The organism is Kocuria sp. cx-455 (assembly GCF_057707085.1).
Window position 1 is genome coordinate 337,139 of the sequence record NZ_JBYIPM010000002.1, and the last position, 26,745, is coordinate 363,883.

22 protein-coding genes and 1 tRNA gene are annotated in these 26,745 nt (G+C 63.3%); 11 read left to right on the top strand and 12 right to left on the bottom strand.

Annotated features, from left to right (window positions below; translation table 11 throughout):
* Nucleotides 1–75: 75 nt before the first annotated feature.
* Nucleotides 76–1,323 (bottom strand): Nramp family divalent metal transporter, encoded by a 1,248-nt coding sequence (locus AC3ENJ_RS05360; RefSeq protein WP_431813334.1) that lies wholly within the window; start codon nucleotides 1,321–1,323, stop codon nucleotides 76–78.
* A 128-nt stretch (nucleotides 1,324–1,451) separates the two neighbouring features.
* Here AC3ENJ_RS05360 and AC3ENJ_RS05365 point away from each other — a divergent pair, with 128 nt between their 5' ends.
* From AC3ENJ_RS05365 to AC3ENJ_RS05375, 3 genes are all read left to right on the top strand, one after another.
* Complete coding sequence (locus tag AC3ENJ_RS05365; RefSeq protein ID WP_431813335.1) at nucleotides 1,452–3,197, top strand: ABC transporter ATP-binding protein; 1,746 nt, start codon at nucleotides 1,452–1,454, stop codon at nucleotides 3,195–3,197.
* On the top strand, nucleotides 3,194–5,173 hold the full coding sequence (locus tag AC3ENJ_RS05370; RefSeq protein WP_431813336.1) for an ABC transporter ATP-binding protein: 1,980 nt from the start codon (nucleotides 3,194–3,196) through the stop codon (nucleotides 5,171–5,173). Before AC3ENJ_RS05365 ends, AC3ENJ_RS05370 begins: the two co-directional genes overlap by 4 nt.
* Before the next feature lie 63 nt (nucleotides 5,174–5,236).
* A complete protein-coding gene (locus AC3ENJ_RS05375; RefSeq protein ID WP_190781834.1) occupies nucleotides 5,237–5,839 on the top strand; it encodes a TIGR03085 family metal-binding protein in 603 nt (200 codons plus the stop codon).
* Nucleotides 5,840–5,953: 114 nt separating this feature from the next.
* Here AC3ENJ_RS05375 and AC3ENJ_RS05380 read toward each other — a convergent pair whose 3' ends face one another.
* On the bottom strand, nucleotides 5,954–6,460 hold the full coding sequence (locus AC3ENJ_RS05380; protein ID WP_431813337.1) for a ferritin: 507 nt from the start codon (nucleotides 6,458–6,460) through the stop codon (nucleotides 5,954–5,956).
* Nucleotides 6,461–6,634: 174 nt separating this feature from the next.
* Here AC3ENJ_RS05380 and AC3ENJ_RS05385 point away from each other — a divergent pair.
* Nucleotides 6,635–6,711, top strand: a tRNA-Thr gene (locus AC3ENJ_RS05385).
* Nucleotides 6,712–6,873: 162 nt separating this feature from the next.
* A complete protein-coding gene (locus AC3ENJ_RS05390) occupies nucleotides 6,874–7,143 on the top strand; it encodes a methyltransferase domain-containing protein (RefSeq protein ID WP_431813338.1) in 270 nt (89 codons plus the stop codon).
* Nucleotides 7,144–7,339: 196 nt separating this feature from the next.
* On the opposite strand, the gene adhP is transcribed toward AC3ENJ_RS05390, so the two are convergent.
* Both adhP and AC3ENJ_RS05400 read right to left on the bottom strand, forming a co-directional pair.
* Nucleotides 7,340–8,365, bottom strand: coding sequence for an alcohol dehydrogenase AdhP (gene adhP / locus AC3ENJ_RS05395; protein WP_431813339.1), 1,026 nt, complete (start codon nucleotides 8,363–8,365; stop codon nucleotides 7,340–7,342).
* Nucleotides 8,366–8,527: 162 nt separating this feature from the next.
* Nucleotides 8,528–9,403, bottom strand: coding sequence for a DsbA family protein (locus tag AC3ENJ_RS05400; protein ID WP_431813340.1), 876 nt, complete (start codon nucleotides 9,401–9,403; stop codon nucleotides 8,528–8,530).
* Nucleotides 9,404–9,596: 193 nt separating this feature from the next.
* On the opposite strand from AC3ENJ_RS05400, the gene AC3ENJ_RS05405 reads away from it, so the two are divergent.
* The 3 genes from AC3ENJ_RS05405 to AC3ENJ_RS05415 are packed head-to-tail and all read left to right on the top strand — an operon-like array spanning nucleotide 9,597 to nucleotide 13,204.
* Nucleotides 9,597–11,141: an alpha,alpha-trehalose-phosphate synthase (UDP-forming) gene (locus tag AC3ENJ_RS05405; protein ID WP_431813341.1), complete on the top strand. Its 1,545-nt coding sequence runs from the start codon at nucleotides 9,597–9,599 to the stop codon at nucleotides 11,139–11,141.
* Nucleotides 11,122–11,925 (top strand): trehalose-phosphatase, encoded by an 804-nt coding sequence (gene otsB / locus AC3ENJ_RS05410; protein WP_431813342.1) that lies wholly within the window; start codon nucleotides 11,122–11,124, stop codon nucleotides 11,923–11,925. The genes AC3ENJ_RS05405 and otsB overlap by 20 nt, the downstream gene beginning before the upstream one ends.
* A gap of 1 nt (nucleotide 11,926) precedes the next feature.
* On the top strand, nucleotides 11,927–13,204 hold the full coding sequence (locus tag AC3ENJ_RS05415) for a DUF4032 domain-containing protein (RefSeq protein WP_190807357.1): 1,278 nt from the start codon (nucleotides 11,927–11,929) through the stop codon (nucleotides 13,202–13,204).
* A gap of 19 nt (nucleotides 13,205–13,223) precedes the next feature.
* Here AC3ENJ_RS05415 and AC3ENJ_RS05420 read toward each other — a convergent pair whose 3' ends face one another.
* From AC3ENJ_RS05420 to AC3ENJ_RS05450, 7 genes are all read right to left on the bottom strand, one after another.
* Nucleotides 13,224–14,177, bottom strand: coding sequence for a transporter substrate-binding domain-containing protein (locus AC3ENJ_RS05420; protein ID WP_190781841.1), 954 nt, complete (start codon nucleotides 14,175–14,177; stop codon nucleotides 13,224–13,226).
* Nucleotides 14,178–14,185: 8 nt separating this feature from the next.
* Nucleotides 14,186–15,019 carry an amino acid ABC transporter ATP-binding protein gene (locus tag AC3ENJ_RS05425; RefSeq protein ID WP_431813343.1) on the bottom strand — a complete coding sequence of 278 codons (834 nt, stop codon included), beginning with the start codon at nucleotides 15,017–15,019 and terminating at the stop codon, nucleotides 14,186–14,188.
* Nucleotides 15,016–15,975 (bottom strand): amino acid ABC transporter permease, encoded by a 960-nt coding sequence (locus AC3ENJ_RS05430; RefSeq protein WP_431813344.1) that lies wholly within the window; start codon nucleotides 15,973–15,975, stop codon nucleotides 15,016–15,018. The genes AC3ENJ_RS05425 and AC3ENJ_RS05430 overlap by 4 nt, the downstream gene beginning before the upstream one ends.
* Nucleotides 15,976–16,136: 161 nt before the next feature.
* The gene (locus AC3ENJ_RS05435; RefSeq protein ID WP_320414995.1) at nucleotides 16,137–16,730 is read right to left on the bottom strand and encodes a TetR/AcrR family transcriptional regulator; all 594 of its coding nucleotides are present in this window, start codon (nucleotides 16,728–16,730) and stop codon (nucleotides 16,137–16,139) included.
* Nucleotides 16,731–16,735: 5 nt separating this feature from the next.
* Entirely contained in the window at nucleotides 16,736–17,551 is an 816-nt protein-coding gene (locus AC3ENJ_RS05440) for a ferritin family protein (protein ID WP_190781844.1), read from the bottom strand.
* 3 nt (nucleotides 17,552–17,554) lie between these two features.
* Complete coding sequence (locus tag AC3ENJ_RS05445; RefSeq protein WP_431813345.1) at nucleotides 17,555–19,813, bottom strand: HAD-IB family hydrolase; 2,259 nt, start codon at nucleotides 19,811–19,813, stop codon at nucleotides 17,555–17,557.
* 98 nt (nucleotides 19,814–19,911) lie between these two features.
* Nucleotides 19,912–20,799 carry a hypothetical protein gene (locus AC3ENJ_RS05450; protein ID WP_190781846.1) on the bottom strand — a complete coding sequence of 296 codons (888 nt, stop codon included), beginning with the start codon at nucleotides 20,797–20,799 and terminating at the stop codon, nucleotides 19,912–19,914.
* A 91-nt stretch (nucleotides 20,800–20,890) separates the two neighbouring features.
* On the opposite strand from AC3ENJ_RS05450, the gene AC3ENJ_RS05455 reads away from it, so the two are divergent.
* Genes AC3ENJ_RS05455 through AC3ENJ_RS05465 form a run of 3 tightly spaced genes read left to right on the top strand, consistent with a single transcriptional unit; the run spans nucleotide 20,891 to nucleotide 24,223 of the window.
* Nucleotides 20,891–21,673 carry an SDR family NAD(P)-dependent oxidoreductase gene (locus tag AC3ENJ_RS05455; RefSeq protein ID WP_431813346.1) on the top strand — a complete coding sequence of 261 codons (783 nt, stop codon included), beginning with the start codon at nucleotides 20,891–20,893 and terminating at the stop codon, nucleotides 21,671–21,673.
* A gap of 4 nt (nucleotides 21,674–21,677) precedes the next feature.
* Nucleotides 21,678–22,517, top strand: a complete 840-nt coding sequence (locus AC3ENJ_RS05460; protein ID WP_431813347.1) for a lysophospholipid acyltransferase family protein — start codon at nucleotides 21,678–21,680, stop codon at nucleotides 22,515–22,517.
* Between the two features lie 29 nt (nucleotides 22,518–22,546).
* On the top strand, nucleotides 22,547–24,223 hold the full coding sequence (locus AC3ENJ_RS05465) for an FAD-binding oxidoreductase (RefSeq protein ID WP_431813348.1): 1,677 nt from the start codon (nucleotides 22,547–22,549) through the stop codon (nucleotides 24,221–24,223).
* A gap of 149 nt (nucleotides 24,224–24,372) precedes the next feature.
* Here the strand turns inward: AC3ENJ_RS05465 and AC3ENJ_RS05470 are convergent, their stop codons facing one another.
* Nucleotides 24,373–26,388 (bottom strand): acetoacetate--CoA ligase, encoded by a 2,016-nt coding sequence (locus AC3ENJ_RS05470; protein WP_431813349.1) that lies wholly within the window; start codon nucleotides 26,386–26,388, stop codon nucleotides 24,373–24,375.
* Nucleotides 26,389–26,745: the final 357 nt, after the last annotated feature.

The window sequence follows — 26,745 nt, forward strand, 5'->3', positions numbered from 1 at the left end:
CGGTTGGGGGCCTGCGACAATGACTCCCCGCTCTGTGATGTGAGCTTATGTGTGTTTATGTGGTTTTACTAGCCCCTAGGCCAGATCGATTGCCATGAGTCCCAATAAGACGACGTTGAGCACCACCACGATCCCGGCGCTGGCCCACCCCACGCCCGAGAGCAACGGGCCGTTCGAGAACTGCCCGAGCAGGCGGCGTCGTCCGGTGAACCAGACGAGCGGGATCAACGCGAACGCGATCCCGAAGCTCAGAACCACCTGGCTACCCACGAGCGCCGCCGTGGGCTCGACCCCCACCGCAAGCAGGATCACCGCCGGAATCATGGTGAAGCCCCGCCGAGCGAACAACGGAATGCGCCGGTGCAGTAAACCCGCCGTCACCACGTCGCCGGCGTAGGAACCCACCGCCGTGGATGCCAGCCCGGAGGCCAACAAACCCATCGCGAAAACTATGCCGACGACAGGCCCGAGAGCCTCCGCGATCGCCGCATGGGCGCCCTCGATCGTGTCGGTGCCGTCCACCCCGTAGAGATTGCGCGCCGCCAACAGCAACATGCCCATGTTGACCGAGCCGGCGACAAGCAAGGCGATCACCACATCCGCTCGGGTGGCCCGCAACAAGTACCGCGTGTGTTGCGCGCCGTGAGCTCCTCCGTGCCGGTCACGGGACAGGGCCGAATGGAGATAAATCGCGTGGGGCATGACCGTGGCCCCCAACATGCTCGCCGCCAGCACCAGGGATTGCGAGCCTTCCAACCGCGGTACCATCCCGCCCAGAACTCCCCCCGCCTCGGGCGGCGCCACCACCAGTCCCGCGAGGAATCCCGCCGTGATGATGCCCAGCATGGACACGATGACCGTTTCGAACACCCGCTGCCCTCGACGATTCTGAACGGACAACACGGTCATTGAGATCACCGCGACAAGCACACCACCCAGCGGCAAGGGAACCCCGAACAGCAGCCACAGGGCAAGCGCTCCACCGATTACTTCCGCGACATCCGTGGCCACCGCCATCAACTCGGCCTGGACCCAATAGGCCAGGCGCGCCTTGCGGGGCAGCGACTCCCCCACGACCTCCGGAAGGGATTTCCCCGTGACAATGCCCAGCTTGGCCGAGAGGTACTGGATCACCATGGCCATCACGTTGGCGATCACGAGCACCCAGACCAACAAATACCCAAAACTTGCGCCCGCACTCACGTTGGCGGCCACATTTCCCGGATCCATATAGGCAATGGCCGCCACGAATGCCGGGCCCAGCGCCGTTACTACGTGGCTGTTCGTCGGCCGCGCCCGGACCCGGGCTCTGCGGTTGAGCATGGCGGCTCCTTCGAGTCGACTGAAGTTTCGGTTTACCGAAACTTTAGCCGGTTTTCGCGTCTGAGCCCAGGCGTATCCTGTGTGACATAGCCGAGCGTCGCTCGCTAGGAACACAGTCAGGACCCCACATGCTGCTGCGTTTATTGCGCACCTATTCCCGCGCCTACCGGCCTTGGATCATTGCCGTACTGATTTTCCAGTTGACGGCCACCATCGCCACTCTCTATTTACCGAGTCTCAACGCCCGGATCATTGATCAGGGCGTTGCCCGCGGTGACACCGATTTCATTTGGCGCACCGGTGCCGTGATGCTCGGAGTCGCGTTCGTTCAGGTCATCGCGGCCGTGATTGCCGTCTACTGCGGCTCCCGGGCCGCCATGGCCCTGGGCCGGGACGTCCGCCGCACGGTTTACCGTCACGTGGGGGCCTTCAGCGCTCGCGAAGTGGGCAAATTCGGTGCGCCCACGCTCATCACCCGCAACACCAATGACGTGCAGCAGATCCAGATGCTCACGCTCATGGGTCTCAATTTCATGGTCATGGCCCCCATCATGTGCGTGGGAGGCATTGTCATGGCGCTGCGTGAGGACCCGGGACTCTCGTGGCTCGTGTGGGTGTCCATCCCCGTCATGGGTGTCCTTCTGGGAGCCATTGTGGCCAAGCTGATGCCGTGGTTCCGCATCATGCAAAACCGCATCGACGGCCTCAACGGTGTGCTGCGCGAGCAGATCACCGGCATCCGTGTGATTCGCGCCTTCGTCAAAGAACGTCACGAGACCGAACGTTTTGCTCACGCCAACCGGCAGCTCACGGACATTTCCGTGCAGATCGGTTCACTGTTCGTCCTCATGTTCCCCATCATCAACATGATCATGCATATCGCCACCGCCGCCGTCCTGTGGTTCGGTGGCCACCGCGTGGACCAAGGTCTGATCGACGTGGGTTCCCTCACCGCGTTTCTGCAGTACCTGTTGCAGATCCTCATGGCGGTCATGATGGGAACGTTCATGATGATGATGGTGCCCCGCGCCGTGGTCTGCGCCGAGCGCATCACCGAGGTGCTCGACACCGCGCCCACCATGCGGGCACCGAGCCACCCCGTGGATCCCGAGGATCGCAACGGCCGGCTGGAATTCCACGACGTCACGTTCCAGTACCCGGGCGCGGAGGCACCGGTGTTGGACCGGATCAGTTTCTCGGCCGTCCCCGGACAGACCCTCGCCATCATCGGCGCCACCGGGTCGGGCAAGTCCTCACTCATCAACTTGATCCCGCGATTGTTCGACCCAGCAGCCGGCAAGGTCACCCTGGACGGAGTGCCCCTGACCGAATATCGGCCCCGGGAGCTGGCCTCGAGCGTGGGGCTGGTCCCGCAGAAGCCGTTCCTCTTCTCGGGCACCATCGCCTCCAACCTGCGTTTCGGTCGCCAGGACGCAACGGACGAGGAACTGTGGGCGGCCCTTACCGTGGCGCAGGCGGACCACTTCGTGCGTGAGAGGCCCGAGGGGTTGGCCTCGCCCATTTCACAGGGCGGCACCAATGTCTCCGGCGGACAGCGACAACGGCTGTGCATCGCCCGAGCCATCGTCACCGCTCCGCGCGTATACGTTTTCGACGACTCGTTCTCCGCATTGGATGTCACCACGGACGTGAAACTGCGCGAGGCGCTGCAACCGGTGACCCGCAATTCCACCGTGATCACGGTGGCCCAGCGCGTCTCCACGATCACCGGCGCCGATCAGATCCTGGTCCTGGAACACGGTCGGATCACCGCCCGCGGCACGCATCACGAACTGCTGGATTCCAGTGAGACCTATCGAGAGATCGTCGAGTCCCAGCTCAGCGCGGAACAGAGTTTGGGAGGTTCGCGATGAGCGACATGCAGGCCCCCGCCAAGAAACCGCGCGAGTTCTGGCCCTCCGCGACCCGCCTGGTCAAGCTGCTTTTCCCTCACAAACTGGCGCTCACCGTGGTCTTCTCAGCCGTGATCGTCTCGGTGGTGCTCAGCGTGTACGCGCCACGCGTGCTGGGCCGCGCCATGGACGTGATCTTTGCCGGAGTGATCGGTCAGCAACTTCCCCCGGGCGCCGACAAAACACAAATCGTTGATGGACTGCGCGCGCAAGGGCAGGACAACTTGGCAGACATGTTGTCTGCCATGACCTTGGTGCCGGGTCAGGGTGTGGACTTCACCCTGCTGGGTACGCTGATCCTCACGGTACTGGGCATGTACGCGATCGCGTCCCTGCTCATGTGGTTACAGGGCTACGTCCTGAACATCGTGGTGATGCGCGTGGTGTACAATCTGCGCGCCGAAGTGGAGCGAAAAATCAATGCCCTGCCCCTGAGTTACTTCGATTCCCGCCAACGCGGTGACGTGATGTCCCGCGTCACCAATGACGTGGACAATATTCAGACAGCCCTGCAGCAAGCGTTTTCCCAACTGGTCCAGAGTGTGCTCACGGTGATCGGGATCGCCGTGATGATGTTCATCGTCTCCTGGCAGTTGGCTCTGGTGGCCATGATTGCCCTACCCCTGTCCGCAGTGGCCGCCGGGTTCATCGGAACCCGTGCGCAAAAGCTCTATGCCCAACAATGGGAGGCCACGGGTCATCTCAACGGTCATGTAGAGGAGTCCTTCTCGGGACATGAACTGGTTCACGCGTACGGCCGGCAACACGACATGGACGCCATCTTCGACGAGCGCAACGCCAAACTCTTCAAGGCGTCCTTCGGAGCGCAATTCATGTCCGGAACCATCATGCCGATCATGCAGTTCATTTCGTACCTGTCCTACGTGGGGATCGCAGTGCTCGGCGGTCTCCGCGTGGCGACCGGACAAATGACCCTGGGTGACGCCACGGCGTTCATCCAGTACTCACGCGAGTTCACACAACCGCTGTCGCAAGTGGCCGGGATGGCCACCCAGTTGCAGTCCGGTGTGGCCTCCGCCGAACGCACCTTTGAGTTGCTTGACGCGCAGGAACAGGACCCGGAAACCGCTACCCGTGAGCTTCCGGAACGCGCCAACGGCCACGTGCGGTTCGAGAACGTGAGCTTCTCCTACGACAAGCAGGCACTTGCCCAGGGCGCTCGAGCGCTCATCGAGAACCTCTCCTTCGAGGCTCGCCCGGGTCACACCGTGGCGATCGTGGGTCACACGGGAGCCGGAAAGACCACGCTGGTCAATTTGATCCTGCGTTTCTACGAGATCGACGATGGGTCTATCACCCTGGACGGCATTGATATCCGGGATCTGGCCCGTGACGAGTTGCGTTCTCAGGTGGGCATGGTGCTCCAGGACGCGTGGTTGTTCTCGGGCACCATCATGGAGAACATTCGTTACGGCCGCCAGGAAGCAACCGACCACGAGGTCATCGAGGCCGCCAAGGCCACGTACGTCGATCGTTTCGTGCGCGCCCTTCCCGATGGGTACGACACCGTGATCGATGAAGAGGGTGGCAGCATCTCCGTGGGCGAGAAGCAGCTGATCACCATTGCCCGCGCCTTCTTGGCACAGCCGTCGCTGCTGATCCTGGACGAGGCGACGTCCTCCGTGGACACCCGCACGGAACTGTTGGTGCAGCACGCCATGGCCGCGCTGCGAGCCCAGCGGACCTCGTTCGTGATTGCCCACCGACTGTCCACGATCCGCGATGCGGACACCATTCTGGTGATGGATTCCGGCCAGATCGTCGAACAGGGATCTCACGATGACCTGATCGCCATGGGCGGTCACTACTCCGCTCTGTACGATTCACAGTTCAACGCTCCGAAAGCGCCGCTCGATCATCCGGAACAGGCACTCGAGCTGAACGCCGCCCAAGAAGTCCCAACGGACGGTCGCTAGAAATCAGCATCCCGCGCGTCTACCGTGGGTGATGACCGTACGCACCGCTAGAACGGATTCTTGATGACTAACTTTGCCAATGTCGAACGCCGCCACTTGGCCGCTCTGCTGCGCCGCGTCGGTCCCGATGCACCCACACTGTGCGAAGGTTGGAAGGCGCGCGATCTCGCCGTCCACCTGGTCATTCGTGATGGCCGTCCCGACGCCGCCGTGGGCATCCTCGCCCCCAAGCTTCCGGTATTGGGTTCTCACTTCAAATCCGTAGCGAACAAGTACAACGACATGCCCTGGGAAGAACTGGTGGATCTGGTGGAGCGCCCGCCGCTGTACTCCCCCGGTCGCTGGTCCCCCGTGGACAAGCGCATGAACACCAGCGAGTTCTTCGTCCACCACGAGGACGTCCGCCGCGCCCAGCCGCAGTGGCATGCGCGTCAACTGCTCCACGACGAGCAGAAGGATCTGTGGAACACCCTCAAGCTCATGGGTTCCGCCCTGCTGCGCAAGGAATCTAACTCGGTGGTGTTGTTGGCCAATGGCTTCGGTGCCGTGCGCGGCGGCAAGCGTTCCGCCCGTCACGTGGACCTCGTACGCGGTGAACCGTCCGAGTTGCTGTTGTGGGCCTTCGGCCGTCAGGAACAGGCGGACGTGCAGATCACTCAGGAGTAACCACTCCTGCCGTCTCGGACACGCCCACTGGGCAAACCGAGACGGAAAGGCGAAGGGCCGACACCGCGACTAGACGGTGTCGGCCCTTCCACGCTCAGCCCACGTGCGGTTTAGCTATGCGACGGTCGGTGCCTTACGAGAACCGAGTTCGGTGTCCAGACGGAGCAGACCTGGACCATCATTGTGGACCAGGCGCACCTGATCGCAGATCTCCTCGACGGTGGCCTCCTCTTCGACCTGCTCACTGATGAACCAGTGCAACAGCGGCATGGAGTCGATATCGCCCTCTTCCTGGGCCAAACGGTACAGGTTGCGGATGGACTCGGAGACTTTGCGCTCGTGGTGGAGTGCGGACTCGAAGCAACCCAGGACGGACTTGTCCCGGATGCTGGGCCCGGCCATGTCGCCGATTTGCGGATCCCCGCCGCGGTCGACCATGTGGTCGATGAACTTCTCGGCGTGCGTGATTTCCTCGGCTGCTTGGGCGCGGAACCACGTGGCGAATCCGGGTAGGCTCGCAACGTCCATTTCAATGGCGAGCTGGCGGTACACGACCGTGGCCTGCAACTCCATGGTGATTTGATCATTGATGGCTTGGGCGAGTTTTCCCTTGATTTCCATGACTGTTATGAAAGCACGTTTGAGTGCCACCCGATAGTGAGTCATTCCTAACTCAGTACGGGCAACCTCGGTAAGGCCGATCTCCCACCACACGCTTACGGTTCGTCCAAACCGGAGTTGTCCAGTACCATGGAGCGGTCCCACCGCGGCGCCCCGGCGCCCGGCAACGGGTACGCCCCCTTAGCTCAGATGGCCAGAGCATCTGTCTTGTAAACAGAGGGTCGCCGGTTCGAATCCGGCAGGGGGCTCCACCATTGCACCGTCCGGATGCTCGTTCCAGCATCCGGGCGGTACTTTTATCCCCCGCGGCCAAATGGTAGACCGTTGCCATGAGCTTCTACTCTCACGGTCATGCGCCCTCGGTCCTGGCGTCCCACGGCACCCGGCGCGCTGCGGATTCCGCGGCCTGACTGTTGCCCGAGCTCAGCCCCGGCGTATCTCTCCTGGATATCGGCTGCGGGCCAGGAGCCATCACACTGGACCTGGCTGAGACGGTGGCCCCGGGCGGGGTGATCGGCATCGACCAGTCGCGGCGGGCCATCTCTTCGGCCGCCGACGCCGCCCGGGAGCGGGGGTTGCCCAACGTCCCCTTAATGTTCGCCGATGTTTACGCCCTTCCCTTCGAGGAGGGCAACTTTGACGTGGTGCGACGCGTCGCCGCGGGCAACCCGCTGGTGGGGTGAGTCGTGGGCGGACCGGGTGCGGGCATCGTCGTACGGGGACCGGGCCCTCGAGCTGGGACTGAGTACGCAGCCGGAACTTGACGGGATATCGGCAGCGTGGAAGGCCTGGTCTGGTGAGCCGGACGCGTGGTTCGCGATGCTGCACACCGAAATTCTGGCGCGCCCGGCCCCACCCACCGCTGAATAGGCCGGCAGCCTACTGGTACTTGATCACCACGCGGCCGTCGATCTTGGCGTGATGCATCTCGTCGAAGATTTGGTTGATCTCCCCGAGCTCACGCGTGTGGAAGGTCGGATGGATCAAGCCGCGGGCATAGAAGTCCAGGGCCTCCTCCATGTCTTTGCGCGTCCCCACAATGGAACCGCGAATCGTGAGTCGTTTGAGCACGATGTCGAAAATGGGCGCGGGGAATTCTCCCGGGGGCAGGCCGTTGAACACGATGGTTCCCTTGCGCCGGGTCATGCCAATGGCCTGGCCGAAGGCATCCGGGTGCACGGCCGTGACCAGCACGCCGTGGGCGCCGCCGATCTCCTTCTGAATGGCCTCGGCCGGGTCCGCGGCGAACGCGTTGACCGTGACTTCGGCACCGTGCTTCTTGGCCAGCGCGAGCTTGTCGTCCGCAACATCCACCGCGGCAACCCGCATGCCCATGGCCACGGCGTACTGCACGGCAAGGTGGCCCAGGCCGCCGATTCCAGAGATCACAACCCATTCACCGGGGCGCACCTCGGTTTCCTTGAGTCCCTTGTACACGGTGACCCCGGCGCACAGCACCGGCGCCACTTCGTACGGATCTGCCCCCTCGGGAATACGCGCCGCGAATTTGGCGTCCACCAGCATGTACTCTCCGAATGAACCGTTCGATGAATACCCCGAGTTGGTTTGTTCCTCGCACAAGGTCTCCCACCCGGCCCGACAGTATTGGCAGTTGCCGCAGGAACTGCCCAGCCACGCGTTACCTACCAGGTCACCTTCCTTGAGGTCGTCCACCCCTTCCCCCACGGAGACGACGGTACCCACACCCTCGTGTCCGGGGATGAGAGGAAGGGAGGGCTTCACCGGCCAGTCGCCCTGGGCCGCGTGCAGGTCCGTGTGGCACACACCGGACGCGATTAGTTTGACGAGCGCCTGTCCCGGCCCCGGCTGGGGAACCTCGACCTCGTCGATGGTGAGTTCATCACCGAAATTGTGAACGACAGCTGCTTGGAAAGTCGAACTCATCCTCATGCTCCTTTGCACGATGCTCCTGATGAAACCGCCTGAGCGGATTTTCAGTCTATGAGACCCCCCATCACAGTGACAACGTAGAAGCGGGCCCGCACTCTGAGGTGCCGGACCCGCTTCGGAGGGGCTCACAGATGTTCGATGAACCCGCGTTCGACGCTACTTCTTGGCCTCGATGGCGTCGTTGAGGGCTTTCTCGAAATCACCCTGGGCGTAGCGTTCGCCGTCCACAAAGATCGTGGGTGTTCCGGCGATCCCGTTCGCAACGGACTCCTGGGCCATGATGTCGACCATGGGCCGGTAGGTGTTCTCGCCCAACTGATCGGCGGTCACGTTGGCGCCGTGTTTGGATGCGATCTCAGCGATCTCGTCGTTGCTCAAACCACCGGTGCCCTGGTGGGAGAAGAGCTCCTTGGTGAAGTCCAAGTACTGCTCCGGGTCGACCTGCTCGGCCACCAGGTAGGCGGCGTTGGAGGCACGCGAGGAATAGGCGTCGGGGCTACCGCTGTCCAGGAAGTTCAGGTTGCGGTTCTCCAGGATCACGTCCCCGGAGAGCACCTTTTCCTTGATCAGATCGGAGTTCTCGGCCTCGAATTCGGCGCAGTGCACGCACTCGAAGTCCTGGAAAATCACGAGCTGCACCGGTTCGTCGTTGTTCTTGGCCTCGCTGGCATTCACGATGCCCGGCGGGGTCTTGGACTCGTCCACGGTGTCCGGACGCGGGGGAACATCATTGATGTCACGCTCGTCGACGTTCGAGGTGTCCTGCAGGATCTGCGACTCGTTGAGCTGGATACCGCCGTACTGGTTGGCGCTGGCGGGCACCGGCCCGGCTTCAGGAATCGTGTTCTTGTTGTTCTGCCAGATCACCAGCGCAATGATCAGTCCGATCACCAGCAGCAGGGCAATGATGCCCGCGATCAGACCCTTGGGCTTGCCATTGGATCTACGAGCCTCACGGTCGGCGATCTGACGGGCACGTTCTCGCGCCTGATCCGCGGTCGTGGATCCGGCCGTGTTTTTCTGGGAAGCCATGGAGTCCGTGATTCCTTCCGGTCAAATGCTGTGTCTCGTTCAGATTACCCGGACCCCACTGCCACCACGATTCAGGAGTTGTCCAGAAAGTTGCCGTTTCACACGGGGTCGCACTTTCCTCTGCCACCCCCATAGTTAGTACGCAACCTTAGAATGGTCACGAACCCTAACCCGTGGGCGGAAGGAGCTCGTTGTGCTAGCAGACCAATCCGATCACCAGGTGGCGGTGCCCCGCGAGGGGTACGACTTCGTGGTGGTGTCCAACCGGCTTCCCGTGGACCGTGATGTGGACGAGAACGGCGACAGCACGTGGCGCCGATCCCCCGGTGGCCTGGTGAGCGCGTTGGCCCCGGTCATGGCCAAGCACGACGGCGCTTGGGTCGGATGGCACGGCGCCCCGGACGAAACCCCCGAGCCGTTCGACCACGACGTGTTCCACCTGGTTCCCGTGGGTCTGTCCGAGCTCGAGGTGGGGCGATATTACGAAGGCTTTTCCAATGCCACGCTGTGGCCGCTCTACCACGACGTGATCGCCCCGCCCGAGTTCCACCGAACCTGGTGGTACGCCTATCGTCGCGTCAACGAACGCTTCGCCCGCATGGCCGCCGAAACGGCAGCCCCCGAAGCCACGGTGTGGGTTCAGGACTACCAGCTTCAATTGGTACCGCGCATGCTTCGCAAGCTCCGCCCGGACGTCACGATCGGCTTCTTCAATCACATTCCGTTCCCTCCCACCGAGATCTACTCGCAGCTACCGTGGCGCAAGGCCGTCCTGGAGGGTCTCACCGGCGCGGACCTGATCGGGTTCCAGCGTCCCGGTGACGCTCAGAACTTTCAACGGTGTGTGCGCAAGTTCCTGGGCGTCCGCTTCACCAACGGCGCCGCCGAGTTCACCGAGGCGACCCTCGCCGACGCCGCAGCGTCGTCCGCGCCGGGCCGGGCAGCGAGCGACCGCGAGGACGGACGGACGTCATGGACCGTTCACGCCGCCGCATACCCCATTTCCATTGACGTGGAGGCGATCCGGGAACTGGCGTCGAACCCGGCGACCCAGAAACGTGCCCGGGAGATCCGGCGGGAGCTGGGCGACCCGGAGACCGTTTACCTGGGCGTGGACCGACTGGACTACACCAAGGGCATCCTGCATCGCCTCAAGGCTTACGGCGAGCTTCTCGAGGACGAGAAGCTCTCGGTCGAGAACTCCGCTTTGATCCAGGTGGCCAGCCCGTCCCGCGAGCGCGTGGAGTCCTACATCCAGTTACGCGAGCAGGTGGAGGGCATAGTGGGTCGGATCAACGGCCAATTCGACACCATGGCCAACACTGCCGTTCGGTATTTGCACCACGGCTACCCGTTCGAGGAGATGGTGGCCCTGTACATGGCCGCGGACGTCATGCTCGTGACCGCGTTGCGCGACGGGATGAATTTGGTGGCCAAGGAGTACGTGGCGGCCAAACAGGATCGCTCGGGAACGTTGGTGCTCTCCGAGTTCACGGGCGCGGCCGAACAACTCAAGCAGGCCATCCTGGTCAATCCGCACGATATTGACGGGCTCAAGGAGGCCATGCTCCACGCCCGTGACATGCCCGGTTCGGAAGCCAAGAAACGGATGAGTTCCATGCGCCGCCAGGTGCTCACTCACGATGTGGTGGACTGGTCCCAACGTTTTCTGGAGGACCTCGCCTCGTACGGCGGGCAATCGGCAGGGGGTGACACCAATGACCGAGACACTCAGTGATGCTTTGAGCCGCACGGCCGGGGCGAATCGCCTCTTGGTGGCGTTGGATTTCGACGGCACCCTGGCCCCCTTCACGGAGGACCCCGCAGATTCCCGTCCTCTCCCCGCCGCGCGCGAGGCGCTGGACGCCCTTGCGGATCTGCCCCGCACCACGGTGGCGATCATTTCCGGCCGGCCGCTCGAGTTCTTGCGCGCGGTGGTCGATCCCGCTCGCCGCATGGTGCTGTCGGGTTCCCACGGCGCGGAAATGGATTTGGCTGCGCTGCCCGATCTGCCGGAGGACGCCGAGCACGACATTCATCTGACGGTGGAGCAGTTGAACCTCCTGGACCGTGCGGTGGACGAGACTGAGAAATTGGTGTCCCGATATCCTGGCTCCCGCGCCGAACTGAAACCCGCCGGGGTGTGTTTTCACACCCGTCCCATCAAGGACCCGCGGGTCTCGGATCAGGCGTTGGACGAGATGACTCGCGCCTATGCGGAGCTGGACGGGTTGCGGATCACCCCCGGACAACGAGTGGTGGAGTGCTCGGTGCTGAGCGCAACCAAGGGGGACGGGTTGCGAATCATCAAGGCGGCAGCGTCACCGGACGTCGTTGTCTTCGCCGGTGATGACGTCACCGATGAAGACGCCATGGAACTGCTGACCGTGAACGACCTGGGGATCAAAGTGGGCGATAAGGAGTCCGTGGCACGTCAACGCGTCAGTGGGCCGGAGGAACTCGCCGACCTTTTGCGCGCTTTTGCCGACCAACGAGCGCGCATGGTGACTAGCATCAAGTGACATGAACGCCTCCCCGGCACAACCACTCGATTCCCCCGTGTCCCCCGGTTCCCGGCGGGTCTCGATCAATACCGCGTTCCCTGACCCGGCTTTGTTGGATCTGCCGTGGCACGTCCCTCTCGAGGAGTGGCCGCCCGAGGTACTGGCCGCGTATCCCCGAGGGATCTCTCGCCACGTGGTGCGGTTCGCGCACGTGGGTTCCAAGGTGGTGGCGGTCAAGGAAACCACGCCCCACTACGCACAGCGGGAGTACGGGCTGTTGCGGCGGCTGTTGCGCATGGGCGCGCCCTCGGTCACACCGGACTCGGTGGTCACCAACCGTTTCACCGAGCAGGGCGAACCACTACCCGCCGCGCTCGTGACGGATCATCTGAGCTTTTCCCTGCCGTACCGGGCGATCTTCGAACAGGTCCCCTCACCGTGGACGGTCGAGCTGCTCGTGGATGCCTTGGCGTCCCTGATCGTCCAGTTGCACCTGTCAGGGTTCTACTGGGGTGATGTGTCCCTGTCGAACACGTTGTTCCGCCGCGACGCCGGGCATTTCGCCGCGTACCTCGTGGATGCCGAAACCGGTGAGATCCACAATGAACTTTCTCGCGGTCAGCGCGACTACGACATAGACCTGGCCCGCACCAATGTGGCGGGTGAGATCATGGACCTGCTGGCCGGTGAGGACATGCAGAGCCGGCTCGAACACGCGGGGATGACCCCGGACGGCGTGGACCCGTTCGAGATCTCGGACCGCCTGGTCAGCACCTACACCAACCTGTGGGAGGAACTCACCGCCGAGGAGAGTTTCGCCCTGGATGAGCGGTGGCGGGTGCAGGCCAGGGTGGAGCGGCTGAATGAGCTGGGCTTCGATGTGGAGGAGGCCTCGCTGGAGTCCGATGATTCGGGGCAGGTGCATTTGCGTCCCCGAGTGGTCGAACCCGGTCACCATGCGCGTCGGTTACTGCACCTCACGGGATTGGACACCCACGAGAATCAGGCCCGCCGCATCCTCACGGACATTGGGCAGTTCGGACAGGCGCTGTACCCGGGGCTTCCCGAGGATCTCACGGCACAGTTATGGATGCGGGAGATCTTCGTACCCATCATGGAGGCGGTTCCGGCCGAGATGCGGCGCAAGCTCGAACCCGCGGAAATTGTTCACGAGGTTCTGGAGCACCGTTGGTTCATGTCCGAAAAAGCGGGTAAGGACGTTGCGACCCCCAATGCGGTCAAGGACTACGTGAAGTCGCAATTGTCGTCGCGCCCCGACGAAAAGGACGTCTTCTAGCCCTGCGCCCCGCACAACGCTAGGGCATGCCCGTCTTCTCGGTGACGATCAGCGACTCCGGCAGGAACTCCTCTTCCAGTCCCCACCGCGTGAGTGCGGCCCGGTATTGACCGGACGTGATCGCCGATTGCAGTGCCGCTTGGAAAGGCCTGGCCAAACCGGAGTTCTTGAGGGTCGTGGCCGCGACCAGGGTGGATTTGGGCCAGCCCGCACTGATTTTGCCCCTGACCTCCAGGTCGTCGCGGGTGGCCGCGTAATACGAGCCCGTGGGAAACGGCGACAGGTAGTAGTCGATACGCCCGGCTGCTAGGGCGAGCACCGCATTCGTGTTGTCGAGATACAAGTCGAGTGCGGCCGGTTCCTTGCCCTGCGCCCGCAGTTGCTCGTTCCACGCCATCACGATTTTTTCCTGGTTGGTGCCCGGTGTGACCGAGAGTTTTCGTCCGGAGATGTCGTCCGGGGTTTCCACCACCGGGCCCTGCCCCTTGCGAGCCAGGAAACCCATGTAGGCCGCGCGGTAGGTCGCAAAATCGTAGAGTTTGAGCCGGGGCTCGGTGACCCCCACGTTCGCGAACGTCGCGTGATACTCGTGGGCACCCAGTTTGAGCGGCCAGTTCTCCCACGATGTCACTTGCGGGTTCAGTTCGAGCCCCAATTTGTCGGCAACGAGGTAGGCGGTATCCACCTCCGAACCAATCGGTGTGACGTCATCGGTTGCGCTGAACGAGAGCGGCGGCGAGGTATTGAGCACCCCCACGGTGAGCACACCGGCGGCGGCAATGCTCTCCGGCAACAGGGCCCGCGCAGCAGGATCCACGTCGGAGCGGACCCGGCTGTTCTGTTCGGGACTCAGGTCGAACGGTACGCCGTCCTCGCGGGTCGGCTGGGGCTGCTCGGGCTGGGTGCACGCCGCCAGACTCAGCAGTCCCAGGCCGCCCAGCCCGGCCGCGCGCAGCACCGTGCGACGGTCCATGCCGCGGCTCACAGGTTGTACGCCGGTTCCAGGACCGACCCCAGGAACGCCCGGGTCCGTTCGTGCTTCGGCGCCGAGAACACCTCGCGCGGTGGTCCTTGTTCCACCACCACGCCGTCGGACATGAAGATCACGGTGTCGGCGACGTCGCGCGCGAAACTCGTCTCGTGCGTCACCACCAGCATGGTCACGCCCTGGGACGCGAGGTCCCGGATCACATCGAGTACTTCCCCGACCAGCTCGGGATCCAATGCCGAGGTGGGTTCGTCGAACAGCACCACGGCCGGGTCCAGGGCGAGGGTGCGCGCAATGGCCACGCGCTGCTGTTGACCACCGGAGAGTAGCCGGGGGAATGCCCGTTCCTTGTCCGCCAGGCCCACGCGCTTGAGTAGTTCACGGGCCTTCTCCCGCGCCTCGGCCTTGGAACGCCCCAGCGCGGAGACCTGCGCCTCCATCACGTTGTCCAGAACTCGCAGGTGCGGGAACAAGTTGAATTGTTGGAAGACCATACCCACGTTCGTGCGCCGGCGCAGGATCTCCTTTTCGTGCAATTCGTAGAGTTTGTCACCGCGCTGTTCATAACCGACCATTTTGCCGTCGATGGTGATGCGGCCAGCGTCGATGTTCTCCAGATGATTGACCGTGCGCAGCAGAGTGGACTTTCCGGAGCCCGAGGGACCCAGGATCGCGGCGACCTCACCGGGTTTGATGTCCAGGCTCACGCCCTTGAGCACACGCACGTCCCCGAAGGACTTGTGGACGTTCTCGATCACCACGTGTCCCTTGGTCGGACGGTCATCGTGGTGGCGCGCTTTCTTCTGATCCTTGGCGGTGGAACTCATCGTGCGCCTCCCAGGCGGGAACGCAGCCGCTGCAGCGGCGTGGGCGGAAGAGTTCGCACCGCACCGCGCGCAAAGTGTCGCTCCACGTAGTACTGAATGATGTTGAGGACGGTCGTGATGATCACGTACCACAGCGTGGCCACCAGGAGCATGGGGATGACCTCGTTGGTGCGGGCGTAGATCACCTGGATCGTGTAGAAGAGCTCGTTGTAGGCGAGCACGTAAACCACCGAGGTGCCCTTGACCAGACTGATGATCTCGTTGAACGCCGGTGGCAGGATGGACCGCAGCGCCTGGGGCAGCACAATGTGGGTGGAACGGCGCCAGCGCGGGATACCCAACGACGCCGCCGCCTCCTGTTGACCTTGATCCACCGCCAGAATGCCATCGCGGATGATCTCTGCGGAGTACGCGGCCTGGTGCAACGTCAGACCCAGGACCGCGGCGCCGAACTTGTTGACAATGTCCGTGGTCGGCGCCTGGAAGAACGTGACGTCCGTTCCGGGGATGCCCACACTGATGACCTCGTAGAGGTACCCCACGTTGTACCAGAGCAGTAATTGCACCAGCAACGGCACCGAGCGGAAGATCCAGATGTAGAACCACGCCACCGAGGACAGCAAACCCGAGCTGGACATTCTCATCAGCGCGAGGAAGAAACCCAGGACGAATCCGCCCACGGCCGCGATCGCCGTGAGCAGCAAGGTGTTGCCCAGGGCGGTGATCACGGATTCGGCGGTCAGCCATTGCGCCACCACGTCCCACTGCCATCGCGGGTTGGTGAACAGTGACCACCCGATACCGACCAGCACCACGGCCACCAGCGCGGTGCCCACCCAACGCCATGGGTTGCGGGTGGGGACCACGGTCAATGCGTCCGGGCGCCGATCCGATTCAACGGGCGGTAGCTCCGATTGCTCGGTCCCCGCGGGCGCGGCGGTGGATGACGATGTCACGCGATACTCCTGGACTGTCATGGAATGGAGTCGCCGCGGCAACGGCAACGCATCTCACCGTAAGAGGTCAGCGGAGTCTAGATCGAACCGCCCGACCCAAAACTTCATACTCGTCATACTTGTCACACATGATTCCCGGATCACGGGGGTTGCAATCCCGCTCACTCGGCGGGTTTCGCGGCCACCAGGTTGGCCAGGGTGGCGTGAACTCGACTCGGCCACGCCTCATCCAGGCTGCCGTATCTCGCCACGTGCGCGTAAGAGGCTCCCAGCATAAAATCTATGACGACGTCCAGGTCCACGTTTTTTCGAATCAGGCCGAGTTCTTGGTCTCGCCGCAGAAGATCCCTGAGGAGTTCCATCCGGGGCGCGATAATTTTTCGCCGCAGGACCTCCGAGGTGGTGGAGTGTGGGTCCTGGAGAAGCATCAGAACCAACCCCTTACCCATGTCCTCGAACAGCACCTCGATGGCCGAGCGTATGGACTCCTCCCAATCCCCCGAGCCTGGCAATACCGGGGGCAGCCCGGTATAGACGTGCTCCAGCGCGGCTTCCAGCAATTCGTCGCTGTTGTTGTAGCGACGGTAGATCGAGGTTTTGGCCACCCCGGAGATCACGGCCACTGCCTCGATCGTGACCTTCTGGGGTCCGAATTCTCGCAGCAACTTCAACGCACCCGCCAGGATCTTCCGATCCGTGCGAGCGGTACGGGGGTCCGGTGCCGGGCTCTGCTGGGACCTCGGGGAATCAGCCACCATGCTCAGGCCGGGGCGGTTCTGGTCCGATGGCCCGCGCGGGCGTGAGCGGTGGCATCGTGGAAGATCCGCAGACCGGCCATGCCCGGCAACCTGGCAATATTATGGTCCAGTCGATCGATTTCATGGGAGCCGTCCGGCCCGCCGAAAAGCTTGCCCATCACGTGGTCCACCTCGCCCGGGTCCATGACGCCCGAACCCACGGGAGCCCAGAATTTTCGCAGGGCGAACCGTGTGAGGCGCTGGGCCTTGCGAGAGGATTCCAGGCGGCGTCGTGCCTGGGTCGCGTAAAAGGCCACGTGACGCGATTCCTGGGCGGCAATCCGGTTGAGCAGCACAGCAAGCACGGGGTGCTTCTCGAGGTTCGCCAATCGCCGGTAGGCGGCGACCGCGGACCATTCGTTGGCCGCGCCCCACGCCATGTGGGTTGCAATGAAATCGGCCCCGACCATGTTGGACAGTAACGACTGTTTGAGGGGTTTGAGCGCCTCGGACCAACCGAGTTTCATGCGCTTCGCCTTCAGCTCGTCGTAGTCGACCACGATGCCGTGGAGGCCCAGGACCTCCGCCAGCGCTTCACCGTGCCAGTACTCTTCCCGGTTCCACATGGTCATGAACGTGGAGACGTCCCTGTCCTGGTGCGAAGGAGTCACTAGCATGTCACGCATGTAACACACGGTGTGGTACTCCACATCACACATGTACCGCAGGCAGCGCAGGGTGTCCTCGGGAAGTGGACGAGTGGTGAACTCACCCATGTCCAGGTCGGCCCATTTCACTCGCTGCGATGTTTCTGCGAACTTGTCGATGTCGAAGGCCATCGCTCAGGCTTTCCTCCAGTCCTCAATGGGCCAGTGCGATTTCTTGGCTCGCCGGTACAAGGGCAGATCGGGGTTCACGGCGTGCGCGTGAGCCAGTTGGGACAGCCAACTGGCGTCGGCCACCGAGTCTCCGTAGCCGTAGGAGCGGCTCAGGTCGAATCCGTTCTCCTCCGCGTAACGTTTGAGCCACTGGGCGCGGGCCTCGTCCACGAGCGGCGGGGTGGCCAGATAACCGGTGAGCTTGCCGTCGGTGACTTCCATCCGGCCCGCCACCACGTGGTCGAACAGGTGCGCAATGGGGCTGACCAGCAGGTCCAGGGAACCGGTGACCAACACTGTGTGGTGACCGGCCGCGCGATGCTCTTCGATTCGGGCGAGGGCACCGGGTCGCAGGCCCTTCTCCATGGCCCGGCCCATGGAGCCGTTCATGAGTTCCGCCACCCGGTCCACGGACACGCCTTCGTAGCGGCGCAAAAACGCGCGGATGAACTCGCCGCGGTCTCGGCGTTCGGCCTTGACGTACGTGGGAGCATTGCCGAGCAGTTCGGTGATCTCACCGGGCCACTGCATCGGGCTGAGTTCCCTGCGGCGCAGCTTGGCGTACTGGGTGATGATGTTGCCGGACACCACGGTGCCCTCGAGGTCGAAGACCGCCACCACATCGGTTCCGGATTTGAGTGCGCGCGGGCGGGTTTCCCGCTTGCGGGACGCGGCCTTCAACCGGCCGTATGCGCGGGTCATTTCGGTGAGGGCGGGCAGGTGCACGTTCTGCCAGTAGTCCCGCCAGTCAATGCCCCGCGGATCGAAGTGCTGGTCCTCGGGTGCGGACTCCGGCAGCGCCCGGTCCAATTGACGCGTGTGGGTGTCGTCGAAGATCATCTCGGTGCGCGTGTAGTTCTGGTACAGGTCCACGTAGGTTCGCAGTGAGCCCAAGCCCGTCTGCATGCGGTGCAGGGAGTTGGTCCACTCGCGGGTTCGCGCTGTGGCCGGCAGGACGGCACTGAGCTTGCCGCCGGCCGCCGCGAGTTTCTCCTTGAGAGCGAGCCCGCGCTCCACCGCGTTATTGGCCGGGAACTTCCACTCGGGAACGGCAATGGGATTGCCGTGGGAATCCTCAAGCGGCTGCGCCCGGAAGAACTCACGCACGTTTTCGTACATCTGGTGGAACGGCAGCGGATTCGACGCACCCGAGCACACCTGGTAGTAGGCGGCCTGCGGGTCGATGTCCGTTTCCGCGGTCAGCTCGCCCGACGGCGCCCGGTGCCCCTGGGTCACCAGGGCCACGATCGCGTTGACCACGAAATCGACCGGAATCACGTCGAGCACGGAATCCGGCAGACCGGGGAATTCGGGCAGTGCACCCTTGGCGTAGGCCATGATGAGCGGATCAGCCACTTTGTAGCCGTCGATCCAGCCGGGGAACGGATAGCGCAGTGCGGACTCGATGATGGCCGGGCGCACGATGGACAGTTGGTGCCCCGCGCCGGCCCACTTCTCCTCCGCAACTCGTTCGCCCAGAGCCTTGGTGAACGTGTAAATATCGGTCCACCCCAAGGACTGCGCACGGGTTCGGCCATGATCGACCAGCCGTTGCCGAACCCATGCCTGCCGGGCTTCCTCTGCGGCGCGGGCCACGGACTTGGGACCCTCCTTACCGAACTGGGAGGTGGCCTTCCCGATGAAGGACTGCAACCGTTCGGGTGAGCGGGATTCCACCTGAGCGGTGTCTGCGGCGCGAACCGCGGCGTCGAACTCGACGTTCCAGTCCACGTTGTGGTCCACGGGTGCTTCGGGGCGCAGCCCCTTGGCGATACCACCCACGTAGCACGTTGACACGTGCACCACGTGCGGGTCCTGGCCGGTTGCGCGCAGGGATTCGTACAGGCCCACGGCGCCGCCCACGTTCGTCTTGAACGCTTCGTCAATGGGCGGGTCGAAGGACACCGTCGATGCGGAGTGGACCACCACGTCGAACGGTTCCGTGATACCGGCCAGGCCCGTGAGATCACCCTCGAGAACGCTTGTGCGCTCTGCGAAGATTTCTTCGGCCCGTTCCTTGCCCACGGATTCACGCCATGTCTTGAACACCGGCTTACGCAATAGTTGTTTGAGGCGAGCCTGCCCGGACAAGGACCCCTTGGCGCGGATCACCGCGGTCACGTGAATATCCTCGTGGCTGGACAGCAGGCGTTCCAGGACGGCTTGCCCGAGGAAGCCGGTGGCTCCTGTGAGCAGGACGCGCTTGGTGGTGGTCTGGGTCAACGGGTTCCTCCGGAGGTAGGAATGTTCGGACATGGGTGTCGCGTGAAGGTCAGACCGGGTTGTCACCGGCCCTGGGATCCATCAATTCAGAAAAGAGCCTAACGGTTCACCACGTGGTCACGTTCGAGGGCTCGGCGCAGCGGCTCCGTACCGGCCGTCCCCGGTGAGTACTGCAACGGATCGTCCGCACGGTGCAGCAGCAGGCGGGTCTCCCGCACGGTGGGGCACACGTGCCGAATGAATTCCCGGAAGCACTTCCTGGATGTGCCCACCGGTCGCAGTGGGTTGAAACCGTTCTTCACGTAGCGACGGGCGAATGCGGCGGCTCTTGGCGAGTGCCGCACCCGTTCACTGGTCTCCGCGGCGAAGAACCGTTCATGGACGGTCTTGATCTCGGCCACGCGCTCCAGAAGAGCCGAGAGCTGCGGGTGGCTCGCGGCGGCGTCGAACGCGGCGAGCGCGGCACGCATGCTGGCCTCACGTGACCAACCACGCGCCATGTACCCGGCCACGACATCCTCGCCGAAAAGATTGGTCCACACGGAATCGGTCATGGGTGCCAAGTTGTCCAGGGACTTCTCGACGCGCTCCAGGAACAGGTGGCCCTGGTCCACGGGATCGGAAAGATCCACCCCGTGAGCCTCGAGAACGGCCTGATAGGCATCGGCGATCCAGTGGCGCTCGTACGCCCACGTGGTAAGGAACGCGGCGACGCGCGATTCCTTGTTCGTGTAGCCGACCACTACGTGGCGGATCTGTCCCATGGTGGACCGTTCGATGTCCCACAGGTAGCGCAGTACCCGGAGCCGTTCGGGACTCAACGGGTTCTTCCGAAAGGCGTCCGTATCGATTTCTGCGCGCAGACTGCCCTGCGCGTCGACGGTGAATTGTTGGACCTCAAAGGGGGTTCGCAGGACAAGGTCCTGGTCCGTGGGCCCGTAGAGCCTGCCCTCTCGGTGCAATGTCAGGTAGGACTCCTCTGCCATTGTCTCTCCTCGATGATTCGGGGCATCCGCGCGTGTTCGTGGGGGGTCATGAACCAAAATCGCTACGCCTACCGTAGTGTATCTTAGTGGCATGCTTACCGCTCTTGTGACCGGTGGAACGTCAGGCCTGGGAGCCGCGTTCGCACGCTCGTTAGCCCGCAATGGCTTCAACCTGATCCTGGTGGCCCGCAATGAAAATCGACTTCGAGCAGTTTCCGAGGCATTAACCGGTGAGCACGGCATTCACGTGGACGTCATGGCGGCGGATCTGTCCGACCGTCGTGATGTGGAACGGGTTGCCCAGCGACTCGCGGACACGACTCGTCCCGTGGACCTACTCATCAATAACGCCGGATTCTCGGTGGGCACCCCCTTCCTGGCCGAGGATTTCTCCCCGCACGACGCGGGCATGGATGTCATGTGCCGCGCCGTGGCTTTGCTGTCCGGCGCTGCCGGCCGTTCCATGACGGAGCGCGGCACGGGGTGGATCGTCAATATCGCGTCCATCGCCGGATGCGTCACCATGGGTGAGTATTCAGCCATCAAGGCCTACGTGACCTCCATGACAGAGTCCCTGGCGGTCGAGCTGCACGGCACGGGAGTGCAGGTCACCGCGGTTCTGCCGGGCTGGGTGCGCACGGAGTTCCACAGCCGCGCCGGTATCGCAGGGTCCTCGATCCCGAACTTCATGTGGCTCACCGCTGACGTCGTCGCGGACAAGGCCCTCGACGACGTCGCCCGGGGCAAGATCCTCTCGATCCCCGCCGCACGCTACAAGGCGGTGTACACCGCCCTGCGCCACCTTCCGCGCCCCGCGGTGCGCTGGATCTCACGTCAGGTCTCCGGGGCACGCAAGCGCGAGAAGGCGGCCTGATCCCATGGCATCCGACAACAAGCCGTCCGACGCTCCCCGCGAAGGGAACAACCGCCCGCGCGGCAAGCAACCTCGCCAGCCCATTGAACGTCCCCAGATCATGGAGTCGCTCGAGGGGCCCGTGGCCCAGGCCGACCCCGCGCCCCCCGCTCCGCCTGCAGATTCCGCCAAGGTGGGCACCGCCTACTACACACATGTGGGTCGCAGGATTGCTCGGAAGAGTGCGCAGACCATTTTTTTCAAGGGCCTGGTCAACCGCCTGATCACCCGCACCGACGTGGTGGATCCCGCCGCCTACGGGGTCAAGGGCGGGTGCGTGGTGGTGGCCAATCATTCGAGCCACCTGGACGCGCCGCTCGTGATGAGCGGCGTGCCCCGCTACATCTCCCGTGATTTGGCCACCGGTGTGGCCGCCGACTACTTCTTCACGGCGTGGTACAAGAAGCTGTTCACGCAGCTGATTTTCAATGCCTTCCCGATCGACCGCACCGGAACCGGGGCCAACCGCGGGCTGTCCAAGAAGTTGCTGGCCGCGGGAATACCCATCCTGATCTTCCCCGAGGGAACGCGTTCCAAGACCGGCAAGATGGCACCCTTCAAGGTGGGCGCGGCCAGCCTGGCCCACTCACTCGAGGTTCCCGTGGTTCCCGTGGCGTTGATCGGCGCTCACGAGGCCATGCCCAAGGACTCCAGCTGGCCTCGTCCCGGTAGGCCACCCGTGGTCGTGGCGGTGGGAGCACCCTTGCGAGCACGCAGAAACGAAACGGTCACGGGGTTCAACGAACGCATCGAAGCGGCGGTTCGCGCACTGTACGCTTCAAATCGGAACAAGATTCAGGACTGAACACCCCCGAGGAAAGAGGTCACACGGCAGTGGCACATGTGAAACACCAGAAATGGTGGGGCTGGGGCGAAGAAGGCGTTTTCTTCAATTACGAGAACAAGCCCGCCTTTGCTCCTTTCGTCAAGGAAGCCATCGGAGTGACCCTGCGACCGCGCGAGCGGGACACCGTGGACTTCGCGACCGCGCGCGTCCCCGTGTCCCAGGCTCCGGACCATGTTCTTGAGCTGCTGCGCGAGATCAACGGAGCGGACAACGTCAGTACCGACGACAACCTGCGCGTGATCCACTGGGCCGGCAAATCCGTGGTGGAGCTCCTGCAGACTCTGCGCAACGATTTTCACCGCGTCCCGGACGTCGTGGTCTATCCCGGAACCGAAGACGACATTGCGGCCCTCATGCGCGCGGCCGTCGAGCACGATCTGGTGCTCATTCCCTTCGGTGGCGGCAGCAGCATTTCCCGCAGCCTGCAACCGGATCCGTCGGAGGAGCGGTGCATTGTCTCCGTGGACCTGGGGCGGCTCAACAAGGTTCTCGCCATCGACGAGACCTCCGGGCTCGCAACCATTCAAGCCGGCGTTCTCGGTCCCGACATGGAGGAGCAACTCAACGCCCGCGGTTGGACCCTGGGCCACTTCCCCGATTCGTTCACGTACTCCACCCTCGGTGGCTGGGCGGCGACTCGTTCCTCCGGCATGCAATCGGACAAGTACGGGGACATCGCGGACATTATTCGCGGTCTGCGCATGGTCCGGGCCACGGGCACCGTGGTGCTGCGTCCGTTGCCGTCAACCTCCACCGGTCCGAGCCTGCGGGAGATGATCATCGGCTCCGAGGGCCGGCTGGGCATCATCACGGAACTGACCGTTCACGTGCACCGGCTGCCGGAAAAGCACCAGGTCATCGCGTACATGTACCCCACGTGGCAGCAGGCGCTCACCGCTGTCCGGCAATTCACGGAGGCCGAGATCCCGCTCACCTTCGCGCGGATCTCGGACGCCCATGAGACAGCGTTCTCGCTCGCGACGCAGAAGAAGCCGACGTCGCGCAAGGGCAAGCTCGCGGCCAAGGGCCAGGACGCACTGTGGGCCATCATGCGAAAGCGCGGTTGGGACACGGATGACATGTGCATCTCCTACGTGTGCTTCGAGGGCTCACCCAAGGACGTGGAGACACGCAAGAAGGCGGTGGCCGGCATCGCCAAGAAGAACGGAGCCATTGTGCTCGGTTCAGGTCCCGGTGCCCTGTACGACCAGAAGAAATTCGACACCCCTTACCTGCGTGACTTCCTGCTCGAGCAGGACACTGTGGGTGACGTGTCCGAAACCGCGGCTCCGTGGTCCAAGCTCACCACCGTGCACAAGGCCGTCTACGACGCCGCGGAACGCGCCTACGCGTCCCTGGGGAAGAAGGGGTGGATCATGTCGCACATGTCCCATTCCTATCACTCCGGGGCGTGCCTGTACTTCACGTTCGGTTACGTTTATGACGACGAGAACCCGTACGACGAATACCACACCGTCAAGAACGCCATTCAGCAAGCGTTCATCGACAATGGCGGAACACTATCCCACCACCACGGTGTGGGCCTGGAACACCAACCGTGGATGGCGCAGGACATCTCCCCGGAGGGCGCGGACATCATGCGTGCGCTGTTTTCCAGCACGGATCCCGGAAACAACTTGAATCCGGGGAAGGTCATTTCCTGACTCGGCGTCTCATCGGCCGCCGTGGCTACCCCCCTGATGCGCGCCGGAATCTTCGGATCGCATCAGGGGAGCACTTCGTTTCCCGGTCAAGCGCACGGTCGACGGCGCTCGGTGCGCCGCCGTACCGAGCGGGCGTCACGGCGCCCGGTTCACCGTGCCGGGCGCGTTTGCCGTTCCGTGTATTCACGGGCGGTTCGGGCATACCAGTCGAGAACCTCGGTGTCCTCGGCGGTGGCGCGATTGAGGCTGGTGGAATCCGCACCCTGGAACAATTTCTTGACCGGGATCTCCAATAACTTGCCCGTTCGAGTCCTGGGGACCGCCGGCGCCTCGATGATTTCATCAGGTACATAACGCGGCGATATCCGTTCTCGGATAGCCGCCACGATTGTTTCTCGCAGCTCGTCCGTAAGCTTTGTTCCGGGATCCGGAACCACGAAGAGGGGCATGTAGTAGTCACCCCCGGCCAGCTCGGCACCGATCACCATGGACGCAGACACTCCGGCCACCTGGTCCACCACCTGGGTGATGTCCGCAGAACCCATGCGAATACCCCCTCGGTTGATGGTGGAATCCGATCGGCCGTGAACCACGAACGGGCCGCTGGTCAAGTGCGTGACCCAGTCCCCATGACGCCATACGCCGGGGAACACGTCGAAATAGGCGCTCCGGTAACGAGATCCGTCAGGGTCGTTCCAGAGGAACACCGGCATGCTCGGCAACGGTTTGGTGACAACCATTTCGCCCACCTCGTTCCATACCTGTTCACCCCGACCGTTCCACGCTTGAACGTCCGCCCCGAGGTACGGACCTTGAAGTTCGCCCCGGTAGACCGGTTGGTACGGGTTGGAACCTATGAAGGCGCTCGTGATGTCCGTTCCCCCGGAGTCCGACCCCAGCCGCACGTCCTCCGAGACGGATTCGTACACCCAGTCCCACGTGGTGTCGGGAAGCGGGGAGCCCGTTACCAGGATGGAATTCAAGGAGGAAAAGTCCTGGTGGACGTTGGGGACCACTCCCGATCGCTCAATCATGGTGAGGACACCGGCACCCGTGCCGAAGAACGTGGCTTTGTTCTTGGCCACCAGCTCCAAGGATTTCTGTGGACCGCCGTAGGTGGGAGCGCCGTCGTACGTGATGATGGTGGCGCCCGTGAGGAGGATGCCCACGGACATGTTCCACACCATCCAGGTGGTGGCCACGGCGAAATACGCAACATCGGTGGGGCCCAGCCCGGCATGCAGCCCCAGGGCCTTGAGGAATTCGAGTGTCACGCCACCGTGGGAATGCACAATTCCCTTGGGCTTGCCGGTGGTTCCGGATGAGTAAAGGATCCACAGGGGGTGCTCGAACGGTACCTGCTCGTAGTGCGGCTCGGCACGTTCCTTAATGATGTCCGAGTAACGCAGGGCGTCACCGGGCAGCTCACCCACGGTGCCACGGGGCTGCTGATCAATCACGATCAGCTGCTCCACGGTGGGCAACACGTTTCGCAGCGGGGCGTACGAGTCCGTCATGTCCCTGAGCTTGCCGCCGAATGTGTACCCATCCACGGTGAACAGGATCTTGGGTTCGATCTGCCCGAATCGGTCGGCCACGCCGGCCGGTCCGAAGTCCGTGTTGAGCACCGACCACACTGCTCCCACGGAAACGGTGGCCAACAGGGCCACAACTGTCTCGGGAATGTTCGGAAGCACCCCGGCCACCCTGTCCCCCGGTTTCACTCCCAGTTCGCGCAACCGCTGAGCCACGGATGCCACCTGAGCTTCCAGCTCGGCCCAGGTGATGTGGCGAGCCGGGGCATCCTCGTACTCGCCAATGATGGCAACGTCATCCGGACGCGTTGCTGCGGCCCGCAACGAATTCTCTGCGTAGTTCAACTGCGCGCCCGGGAACCACTGCGCCCCCGGCATCGTCTCCCCCGTCAACACCTCGTCCCCGCGTTCGGAAGCAATGACCTCGAAGTAATCCCACACGGCCCGCCAAAAATCGGCGAGGTGATCCACCGACCATGCGTGAAGGGATGAAAAATCGGGGGCCTTGATTCCGTGGATCCGTTCCACGTACGACGCGAAGTCGTACATCCTGGAACCGCGGACGGATTCCTCCGAAGGAGTCCACAAAAGCTTGCGCTCCTGGTGGGCGGGCGAAGTCTCGGTGCTCATGTACATATCCCTTTGGGTTGCGGAGGTACTATGCCCGTCGCTTTCACGGTTCGTTCTGGAAGCCGTGTCCTGCGGTCAAGCGCATGGCATCGGCGCGGTCCCTCTTGTCGAGAGCATACACACCAGGCTTACATGCAGTTGACGACGCGCAGGGACGCACTCGGGCACGGGGTAGGCAGTACTCAGTGCCGATTTCGATGGCCACGCCGGGACTCCAGCATTCGAATATCACCCACCGGCGCGGCAGTCCCGGCAGGCCATGGGGATCCGATGATTGCCGCCGACGCACTCACCAGCCCGGGGCTGGGTGGTTAAATGCAGGTGAGGGGCACCAACTACTTGGTGCCCCCTGACTTG